This window comes from Nocardia nova NBRC 15556, assembly GCF_001613005.1.
Lineage (GTDB): Bacteria > Actinomycetota > Actinomycetes > Mycobacteriales > Mycobacteriaceae > Nocardia > Nocardia nova.
In genome coordinates this window covers 73,840-83,925 of record NZ_BDBN01000039.1, presented here as the reverse complement: position 1 = coordinate 83,925, position 10,086 = coordinate 73,840, and the positions used below count along the sequence as shown (strand labels likewise).

At 69.1% G+C, this 10,086-nt stretch carries 8 protein-coding genes and 1 pseudogene; 8 read left to right on the top strand and 1 reads right to left on the bottom strand.

Translation table 11 applies throughout. The features are described from left to right. The 7 genes and pseudogenes from NN2_RS17210 to NN2_RS17175 form a co-directional block, all read left to right on the top strand. Nucleotides 1–368 (top strand): annotated as a pseudogene (locus NN2_RS17210) (LLM class flavin-dependent oxidoreductase); the annotation flags it as partial. Between the two features lie 2 nt (nt 369–370). Further along, nucleotides 371–1,735, top strand: a complete 1,365-nt coding sequence (locus NN2_RS17205; RefSeq protein ID WP_063014837.1) for an NtaA/DmoA family FMN-dependent monooxygenase — start codon at nt 371–373, stop codon at nt 1,733–1,735. Continuing rightward, nucleotides 1,732–2,865 carry an LLM class flavin-dependent oxidoreductase gene (locus NN2_RS17200; protein WP_063014835.1) on the top strand — a complete coding sequence of 378 codons (1,134 nt, stop codon included), beginning with the start codon at nt 1,732–1,734 and terminating at the stop codon, nt 2,863–2,865. Before NN2_RS17205 ends, NN2_RS17200 begins: the two co-directional genes overlap by 4 nt. Nucleotides 2,866–2,958: 93 nt before the next feature. Further along, on the top strand, nt 2,959–3,822 hold the full coding sequence (locus NN2_RS17195) for an alpha/beta fold hydrolase (protein WP_063014833.1): 864 nt from the start codon (nt 2,959–2,961) through the stop codon (nt 3,820–3,822). Between the two features lie 9 nt (nt 3,823–3,831). Then, entirely contained in the window at nt 3,832–4,434 is a 603-nt protein-coding gene (locus NN2_RS17190) for a TetR/AcrR family transcriptional regulator (protein ID WP_063014831.1), read from the top strand. 578 nt (nt 4,435–5,012) lie between these two features. Continuing rightward, the gene (locus tag NN2_RS17180) at nt 5,013–5,993 is read left to right on the top strand and encodes a terpene synthase family protein (RefSeq protein ID WP_146098559.1); all 981 of its coding nucleotides are present in this window, start codon (nt 5,013–5,015) and stop codon (nt 5,991–5,993) included. A 149-nt stretch (nt 5,994–6,142) separates the two neighbouring features. Next, complete coding sequence (locus NN2_RS17175; RefSeq protein WP_082857041.1) at nt 6,143–7,276, top strand: polyprenyl synthetase family protein; 1,134 nt, start codon at nt 6,143–6,145, stop codon at nt 7,274–7,276. Nucleotides 7,277–7,348: 72 nt separating this feature from the next. Here NN2_RS17175 and NN2_RS17170 read toward each other — a convergent pair whose 3' ends face one another. Continuing rightward, nucleotides 7,349–9,262, bottom strand: a complete 1,914-nt coding sequence (locus NN2_RS17170) for a vWA domain-containing protein (RefSeq protein ID WP_104363860.1) — start codon at nt 9,260–9,262, stop codon at nt 7,349–7,351. Between the two features lie 75 nt (nt 9,263–9,337). On the opposite strand from NN2_RS17170, the gene NN2_RS17165 reads away from it, so the two are divergent. Then, nucleotides 9,338–10,024: a TetR/AcrR family transcriptional regulator gene (locus tag NN2_RS17165; RefSeq protein WP_051755614.1), complete on the top strand. Its 687-nt coding sequence runs from the start codon at nt 9,338–9,340 to the stop codon at nt 10,022–10,024. Nucleotides 10,025–10,086 lie beyond the last annotated feature (62 nt).

Genomic DNA, 10,086 nt, shown 5'->3' with positions numbered 1-10,086 from the left:
CCGCCGCCCTGCGCACTCGGCTGCGCTCCGCGGCCGCCGCGGCCGGCCGGACGCCCGACGAGGTGCGGATCCTGCTCGACGTCGAGGTGCATCTCGCCGCGACGGAGGGCCGGGCCCACGCGGAGCTCGACCAGCTCGACGCCTGGGGGCCTGCGGCCCCGGCCGCGACCGTGCGCCACCTCGGCACCGCCGACGGACTGCGCGCGCTGCTCGACCGGACTCGGCGCGAATGCGCCGCCGACGGTCTGGTGTTGCGGCCACTGGCGATACCCGCGTTCAGCGCCGCACTCGTCCATCCAGCACGCAGCCTGCGCGGCCGCCTCGGCCTGACGCGCCCCGCCAACCGCTACGCACTCGCCCGAGGATGAGGATGCCGAAACAACAGGTACGCAAGCAGATTCACCTGGCCGCCCACTTCCCCGGGGTGAACAACACCACGGTGTGGAGCGTGCCGGAATCGGGCAGCCAGATCGAGTTCGACTCCTTCGTGCACCTGGCGCGCACCGCCGAGCGCGGCCTGTTCGACTTCTTCTTCCTCGCCGAGGGGCTGCGGCTGCGCGAACACCGCGGCCGCATCTTCGACCTCGACGTGGTCGGTCGTCCCGACACCTTCACCGTGCTCAACGCGCTCGCCGGGGTCACGACCCGCCTCGGCCTGGCCGGCACGATCAACACCACGTTCAACGAACCCTACGAACTCGCACGGCAATTCGGCAGCCTGGACCACCTCTCGGGCGGACGGGCCGCCTGGAACGCGGTCACCTCCTCCGACGCGTTCACCGGCGAGAATTTCCGCCGCGGCGGCTATCTGGACCACTCGCAGCGCTACGTGCGCGCGGCGGAGGTGGTCGACGCGACCCGCGCGATCTGGGACAGTCGCGCCGGCGGGGCGCCGGTCGTCGACCGCGAACGCGGGGTATTCGGCGGCCCGGCGTCCCGATTCGCCTATCGCGGAACGCAATTCGATATCGAAGGCGTCTACGGGTTGCCGGCGAGCCCGCAGGGATATCCGGTGCAGATTCAGGCCGGTGATTCCGAGGAAGGCCGGGACTTCGCCGCCGCGAAGGCCGATGCGATCTTCAGCCGCCACGGCGAACTCGAGGACGGGCGCCGGTTCTACACCGACATCAAAACCCGGCTCGCGAAGTACGGCCGCCGCCGCGACGATCTGAAGATCCTTCCCGCCGCCACTTTCGTGCTCGGTGACAGCGACGCCGACGCGCAGGAGCGGGCCCGGGAGATCCGCCTGCAGCAGGTGGGGCCGCAGACCGCGATCGCCTTCCTCGAACAGGTCTGGGGCCGTGACCTTTCCGGCTACGACCCCGACGGGCCGCTGCCCGACATCGATCCGGTCGACAACGCGAACATCACCCGCGGACGCGTCCGGCACGCCAAGGATCCGCGCGCGATCGCCGAGGACTGGCGCGCCAAGGCCGCCGCGGAGAAGCTGAGCATCCGCGAATTGATCATCGAGGTGACCGCGCGCCAGCAGTTCGTCGGCACGCCCGCTCGGGTCGCCGCGGAGATCGATCGGTACGTGCAGTCCGACGCCGCCGACGGATTCGTGCTTGTCCCGCATCTCACGCCCGCCGGCCTCGACGAATTCGTCGACAAGGTCGTTCCCGAACTTCAGGAGCTGGGCAGTTTCCGAACCGAGTACACCGGTGTGACCCTGCGCGAACATCTGGGTCTGCGCCATCCGCATCTCGGCAGCGAAGGAGTGCGAGCGTCATGACCGTGCCGTTGTCGATTCTGGATCTCTCCCCCGTCAGCGCCGGATCCACACCGCGGCAGGCGCTGCGCAACACCATCGATCTGGCCCGTCACGCCGAGGCGTGGGGGTATCGCCGATTCTGGGTCGCCGAACATCATTTCGTCGCGGTGGCCTCCTCGGCGCCGACCACCCTCATCGCGTTGATCGCGGCCGCCACCGACAGCATCCGCGTCGGCTCGGCCGCCGTGCAGGCCGGTCAATACACCTCCGCGGCGGTGGTCGAGGCGTTCGGCACCATCGACGCGCTGTATCCGGGACGGCTGGATCTGGGCCTCGGGCGCTCGGCGCATCGGATCGCGGAGGTGCGCTCGGCGGGGGTGAAACCCGTACCCGCGCCCGACCGCCCGACCCGGGTGCGCGATGGTGTGGTGATCCCGCCGCCGTTCAGCCCCGGGCGGCTGCTGGATACGACCCGGCTGGCGGCGAGTTTCGAGGCGCTGCAACTGCCCGGGACGAAGCCACTGGACTACGGCCGTCAGGTCCGCGAGATCCGCGACCTGCTCTCCGGGAACTACCGCAGCTCCGAAGGTGTTGCCCTGCATGCCGTTCCGGGCGAGGGCGCCGAGGTTCAGCTGTGGCTGTTCGGAAGTTCCGGCGGTGAGAGCGCCCAGCTCGCGGGCCGGCTCGGACTGCCGTTCGCGGCGAACTACCACGTCTCCCCCGGCACGATCGCGGAGACGGTGGAGGCGTATCGCGCCGCCTTCCGGCCCTCGGCGGTTCTCGACCGGCCGTATCTGGTGGTGTCGGCGGACGTGGTGGTCGCCGACGACGACGCGACCGCCACCCATCTGGCCTCGACCTACGGCCATTGGGTCTACAGCATCCGCAGCGGCGCCGGCGCAGCCGAATACCTCGATCCCGATACCGCTCCCCCGCTGACCGAACAGCAGCAGCGCCTGGTGCACGATCGCGTCACCACTCAGTTCGTCGGCGCGCCGAATGTGGTGGCCGAACGACTCTCGGCGCTGCAGCAGCTGACCGGCGCCGACGAACTCGTGGTCACCAGCGTCACCTACCGGCACGAGGACAGGCTGCGCTCGCACGAACTGCTCGCCTCCGAATGGGGTCTACCGCAGCTCCGCGCGGCCTAGGGCGGCGCCGCCGCTGGTGAACCGACTCCCGGACCGATGAGTTTCGGCCGCGGGACGAGTCTCCTCAACAGACGCAACCGCAGAGGAGTCGCCATGTCGCGTCATGGTCAACGCTCGTCCGAGCATCTGGTCGCCGTCGGTGACATCGACCTGTGTGTGTCCACCTTCGGAGACCGGCGACGGCCCGCGGCGGTGCTGCCGTCCACGTCGGGGCTCTTCTGGGAGGACGAGTTCTGCGACCGGCTGGCCGCCGCCGGCCGCTATGTCCTGCGCTACGACATCCGTGACACCGGCCGGTCGACCGCCTACCCGACCGGCTCTCCCGGCTACACCCTGCGTGATTTGGCTTCCGACCTGGTGGGGCTGATGGATCTTTTCGAACTTTGGCGAGCCCATCTGGTGGGGTTCTCGGTGGCCGGATGGATCTGTCAGCTCGCCGCGCTCGATCACCACGACCGGGTGTCGGCCCTGACGTTGATCAACACCAGGCCGACGTCTCCCGGCCCCGCGGACCCCGATCTGCCCGACCACTCCGACCGGATCATGGGCTTCTTCGCCGCGACACCGCCTCCGGACTGGTCCGACCGGGCCGCGGTGATCGACTACCGCGTCGAACAAGCCCGGATGCTCTCGGGCGCATACGGTTTCGACGAACAGCAAGCGCGACGGCAGGCGCGGCGCACGGTCGATCGCACCACCGATATGGGCTCCAGCGTGCTCAACCTGGCCTTCGTCGATGCGGGCGAGCGCTGGCGGGAGCGGCTGGGCGAGCTCACCGTGCCGACCCTCGTCGTGCACGGCACCGACGACCCGTTCTTCCCGTACGGCAACGGCCAGGCCATGGCCCGGGAGATCCCGGGCGCCGATCTGCTTCCCCTGCCCGGCATCGGGCACGAGCTGCCGGCGTCCACATGGGATCAACTGCTCATCGCCATGCTGGCACTCGAGGACACATAGAATGGACTCGTGAGTCCATTGACGGCCAAGGGGGCGGCCACCCGGCAACGCATCATCGAGGGCGCCGCCGCCGAAATCCGTGACCGCGGAGTCACCGTCGCCACCCTCGACGACATCCGGGCCCGCACCCGTACATCGAAAAGCCAGCTCTTCCACTACTTTCCCGACGGCAAAGAGGAATTGCTGCTGGCGGTCGCGCAGCACGAGGCCGATGCGGTGCTCGCCGACCAGCAGCCCTATCTCGGCGCGCTGGACTCCTGGGCGGCGTGGCAGCGCTGGCGCGACGTGGTGGTCGAACGGTACCGGGAGCAGGGCCGGTTCTGTCCCCTGTCGGTGCTGATGTCGGAGCTGGGTCGCACCACTCCCGGCGCCCAGCAGGTGAGCGCCGCCCTGCTGCGGCGATGGCACGGCGACATCGAGCGCGGCATCCGCGGCATGCAGAGCCAGGGCGAGATCGCGGTGCGACTCGACGCGGGCCGCGCCGCGGCCGCCCTGCTGGCCGGAATCCAGGGTGGTGTCGGCATCCTGCTGGCGACCGGTGACATCGGTTTCCTGGAGGCCGCCCTCGACACCGGAATCGACGCCCTGCGAACCGCCGACGAAACCTGCTGAACTGCAAGGTTTTCGGGCTGCCTCCCGGAGGTTCCGAGACATTCGCCGGCCCGGTTCGCGCTGCGCCGGGCGGGTAGCCTGCCGTAAGCTTGGCGGCGCCCGCGAAGGGTGGCGAAACGAGGGGGCCATGAGTTGTTCGCAGTATCGAGGGCGACGACCCGATCGGCATGCTGTGCCCGATTGCCACGATCGTGCTGAGGTCGGTGTCCGCCATCGCTCGTCGGCTGCACGCCGAGCACGAAACGCACGCACGTATGCGGCCGTCGAATGCCCGCCGAGTCCTCCCGTGGGGTACGGCGCCGCGCCGACCCCGGCCGGGCGGCACGGGCAGACTTCCGTGCCGGCCGTCGACGATCGCCGGGTGAATGCTCTCGGGCAGGTGGCGTATCCGCCGCTCGACTCGGGCGAGCTGTCCACTGTTCGGTCGAATCCGTCGGGAGCCGGGGTGCATGAGGGGTTGCGATCCGAATCCGTTGTGGCACTTCGTCTTGTCGTCACCCGGGATCGACCCGATATCGCAAACCGAATGCCCGGATTGCGGTACTCGCGTTAAACTGCTTGGGAGATAGGCGGTTTCGATGCATGTAACTGAGTTCTTCATGCCGTTCGATTCGGAGGGGGCCAATCCCGCCGAATCGGAGGCCGAGCAGGCCATGTGGGCCTGGCTCGAACGTTGTGATCTGGTTCCCTCGGAGCCGACCCGCCGGCGCATGCGCCGGACCCGGCCGGCTCGCATGTACGCGCTGTGGTGCCCGTATGCCGAGGCGGACGCGCTGGGATTGCTGAGCAGATTCACCGCATGGGCATTCATCGTCGACGATCAGTTCGACATCGAAATTCCCGACCCGGCACGGACATTGGCGACCATCACCGCACTGGAGGAGGTGTTCGAACCCGGCGCCCGACCGACAGGGGTCCTCGCGGTGGCCTTCGCCGAACTGTGGCGCGAACTGTGCGCGGGACGCTCGAGTCGGTGGCGTCACGCGGTGCGCACCGAACTCTCGGCATGGCTGTGGACCTACTACACGGAGAGCATCGGGCGGCTCACCGATCGCTATCCCGATCTGGACGACTACCGCGCCCACCGGCGGGACTCGGTGGCGCTGTACGTCTTTCTCGATATCAGCGAGATCGCCGAGGGCGTCGACCTGTGCGCGGGCGCGCGGGCGCTGCCGGCATTGCGCGCGATCCGGGAGGCATCCGTCGAACATATGGGCCTGTTCAACGACATTCTGTCCATCGATTCCGACGAGGCGTCGGATTATCTGTACAACTCGGTGCTGCTGGCCGAACGTCAGCTCGGTCTCGACCGGGACCGTGCGGTCGATGTGGTCGACCGCATGCTCACCGCATGCGTGCGCCGCATGCTCGCGGGCATCGACGCGCTGCCGGCCGAACTCGACGCGGCGGGACTGTCCGGCCGCGACCGCACCGATATCCTCACCATCGCGACCTGCTACACCCGATACGTCCGAGCCAACTTCGACTACCATTATCAGGCCGCGCGCTACACCAGCGCGCCGCGCGAGGCACTCGAGCACGGCGCTCCCCTGGCCTGACGACGAATCCGCGGGCGCAGGCGTTGCGCAAACGCAACCCGGGCCATCGCCCGGCCCGCGGGTTCCGGTGCGACGATGAATACTTCACGCACCGCCGACCGCGACGCGGAGCGGGCGCGGCGGCTGTGCCCTAGCGAGCGGGGCCGGTAATGCGAGCATCCAAACCCACCACTTACTCTCCGGCGCAACATCTTCCCACAGCGGACCGCAAGGACTGCGCGGTCGCCCGTGAACCCGGGCGCCGTCCACGCGCCACCACCGATGCCGCCCCGGGCGCGCGCACCGCGGCGACCCTGCTCGCCGATGCCCGCACGGCGATCGCGCCGGTCCTGCGGGCCGCCGTCGCCACCCTCGGCCACCCCCTCGACCGGATGGCCGGTTACCACTTCGGCTGGTGCGACGCCGAGGGCAACCTGCGCGCCGGCTCCCACGGCAAGGGGCTGCGCCCGGCACTGACTCTGGCCGCCGCGGCCGCCTGCGGCGCACCGGCCGCCGATGCCGTACACGCGGGCGCCGCGGTCGAACTGCTGCACAACTTCTCCCTCGTCCACGACGACGTGATGGACGCCGATCCACTGCGCCACGGCCGGCCCACGGTCTGGCGGGTGTGGGGCACCACCAATGCCACCTTGCTCGGTGACGCGTTGCAGGCCTTGGCATTCGCGGTGCTCTCCGACGGCGGAGTGCCGGAGGAGGCCGGCGCCGCCGCGGTGATCCGGCTGGCCCGCACCGCCGCGACCCTGTGCCACGGCCAATATCAAGACTGCGATTTCGAAACCCGCCCGGATGTGAGCGTCGAGGACTACCTGGCCATGGCGGCCGGCAAAACCGCTGTGCTGCTCGGCTGTTCCTGCGCCCTGGGCGCGTTGTGCGCGGGTGCGGATTCGCGAACGGTGGCCGCGTTCAACACCTTCGGCCGCAATCTCGGCCTGGCGTTCCAACTGGTCGACGACGCCATCGACATCTGGGGCGATCCGGCGGTGACCGGTAAACCCGCGCTCAGCGATCTGGCCGGCCGGAAGCGGTCGTTTCCGGTGGTGTGCGCGTTGGCCTCCGACACCGATGCGGGCCGCGAACTGGCCCGGCTGTACCGCGAGCCACGTCCGATGACCACGGCCGACGTTGCGCGCGCCGCCGAACTGGTCGCCGCCGCCGGTGGGCGTGAACTCACCCGCGAATACGCCGACCGGGCATTGCGTTCCGCGCTCGCCGGGCTGCCGTCAGGCGTCGCCCGGGGCGATCTCGAAACCCTGGCTCACGTGGTGGTCCGGCGGAACAGGTGAGCCGGTCCGTCATCACTCGCAAGCGATCACGGACCGGCCCTCGATTTCCGCCGGCTCCTCGGTAGCGGTGCCCTAGGGACGGGTGTCCTTGCGGCGGCTTCGTATCACCACCAGCGCGCCGAGCAGCAGTCCGAGGAGGACCACGCCGGCGATGACGGCCGCGACGACCGTCGGCGACACCCCGTCGCCGGATTCCGAGGCGGCCGACGCCCGCGATTGCCCGCCGTTGTTCGACGAGGACGAAGCCTCCGGTGTCTGCGTGGCATGCTCACCGAATATGCCGGCCGGCGTGGCGGATTCGTACCGCGGTCCGGGCTCGGCAGCCCCGCCGACGGTCACATCCAGGCGAATCGGGACGGGCGCACCGAGTCCTTCGACATTCGAGGCGCTGACCGAGACGGCGATGTAGTACCAACCGGCCAGGCTCTGTTCGGCGCTCTTGGCGTCCCCGGCCGTGCGATTGCTGTAGCGCACCGGCAACGTCGCCAGCGGACCACCGGCCGGCATCGTCGCCGATTCTCCGTTGTAGCTGCCGAAGTCGTGGTCGATCTCGGTGCGAATCGGCGAGTACAGCGTGGTCGTGACCCGCGACAGACCGTCGAGTCCGCGCTTGTCGGAATCGAGGAAATTCACCCGGTATGCGAGGCCCTGGCCCCATCCGAGCGCGACCCGATAGAAGACGAACTCGCCGCGCTGCAAGGTGTCGGAATAGCTACCGGAACCTTCCAATGTCGTTGCGGCATTGAACGATCCACTTCCCGAGACCGCGACGGCACTACCGGCCGGTGGCGTAAAGGCCGTCGGTGTGGCCGAGGCGGGCGGACCGGGGTCGCCGGCCGCGGGCTCGATTCCGAACAGCAACTCCATCGGCATCTGCTGCGGGCTGGTGTCGGCGACGCCGTGCCACTCGGGTGCGAAGTAGTAGCGACCGCCGCCGCGGCACGCGTTCGCGGCGCTGTCGGATCCGGAGTCGGTCTTCGTCGCGCCGTCCCACGCCTTCGTGACGGTCAGTGCCACGCCGTCACTGGTGTTCACCACCTGCTCGAACTCGAATACGTTGCAGTCCTTGCCATCCTCGCCGTAGACGCGCAGGTACAGAACGCTGTTGTCGTTGCCGGGCGGTTTCTGCCGGACGTGCGGGAAGGCCAGCGTCGCACTGAAGTAGGCCATCGCGCCCTGCGGCACGTCCAGTGCGTAGTACTTCGTCTCGTGCTGGGCGATCGTGTCCAGATATCGGCCCGGCCCGGCGACCGGCGCGTCCCGATAGGTCGTGGTGCCGGAAATCGGCGCGCCGACCGGCGTGTACGTGCGCAACGCCGCCTGACTCACCCGGGGCAGGACACGTTCGAGGGATGCGCCGTCGGCGGCGTCGGTGTACGTACCGCCGGTCTGCTGTGCGATGCACGTGAGCTGTTTGCGCGCGGGCCCGTCCACACCGAATCCGATGGCATGCACCACGATCGTGGCGCCCTGACGCTCGAGTTCCCGGGCGACTTCACACGGATCCGGTGGCGCGCAGGTGTCTTCGCCGTCGGAGACGAGGACGACCGACCGCGGGCCCTGCTTCGGAAGCGCGTCGGCGGCCGTGCGCAGCGCGGCGCCGATCGGCGTATATCCACTGGCCTCGACACCGTCGACGGCGGTATTCAGAGCCGCTCTGTCGATGATGTCGGCGCCGTGCAGCGTGCGCACGTCCGCACATCCGGCGGTCTTTTCCGCATCCGAGGATCCCGTTCCGGTCCCGTACACGGTCAGCCCCACCTTCGACCGGGCCGGGGCCGCGGCGACGAAACTGTGCACGGCGGCCTTGGCCGCATCCAGTTTCGTGCCGCCGGCGGGATCCGGAGCCCGCATGGATCCCGAGGCGTCCAGCACCAGCATGGTGGGGGCGTACTCGGGTTGCTGTTGCGCGTGCGCCGGAACCGCGGTGAGCGCAACCGCCGCTGCTGCCGCCCCGAGCGTCAACAGCTTCCTCAATATCGACATACTCTCCACTCCGATGACTTCCAAGATCAACAGACCCTACGTGCCGCCATCGGCCTCGTCGGCTATAACTGCTGCATGGGAAAGTTCGGCGAGGATGGTCGCAGCACGGACGCGGCGCCGTCGATGGCCCGGACTTCCCTGCTGAGGGAATTGCCGACCACCGAGCGCGGATTGCGTACCCGCTCGACGCTGATCGCCGCCGCGCGCCGCGTCTTCGAGACCAGCGGCTATCTCGACACCCGGCTGGTCGACATCACGACCGAGGCGCACTGCTCCTCCGGCACCTTCTACACCTACTTCTCCAGCAAGGAGGAGATTTTCGCGGCGGTCCTGGAGGTCGCCCAGGAGGACATGATGCACCCGGGGATGCCGCATGTTCCCGAGGCCGACGATCCGGCCGCCGTGGTGGCCGCGAGCAACCGCGCCTACTTCGAGGCCTATCAGCGCAACGCCAAACTGATGGGCCTGCTGGAACAGGTGGCCAATATCGACCCCGAATTCCGGGTGCTGCGCCAGCGCCGCGCCGAGGCATTCATCGATCGCAACGCTCGCAGTATCGAATCGCTGCAACGTCGCGGGCTGGCCGATCCCGAGCTGGATCCACTTCTCGCCTCGCGGGCGCTCTCCGGGATGGTCAGCCGCCTGGCCTTCGGGCATTTCGTGGCCGGTGACGACACCGATCGCCCGGTCGACCTGGACGAGCTCACCTATACCGCGACCCGCTTGTGGGTCAACGCGCTGCGTATTCCGGCCAAGTCCTGACTCGCCGTTTCGCCCTCCGGCGCGGCGCGGACCTGCTACAACAGCGGAGTGCGGCGCCCGCG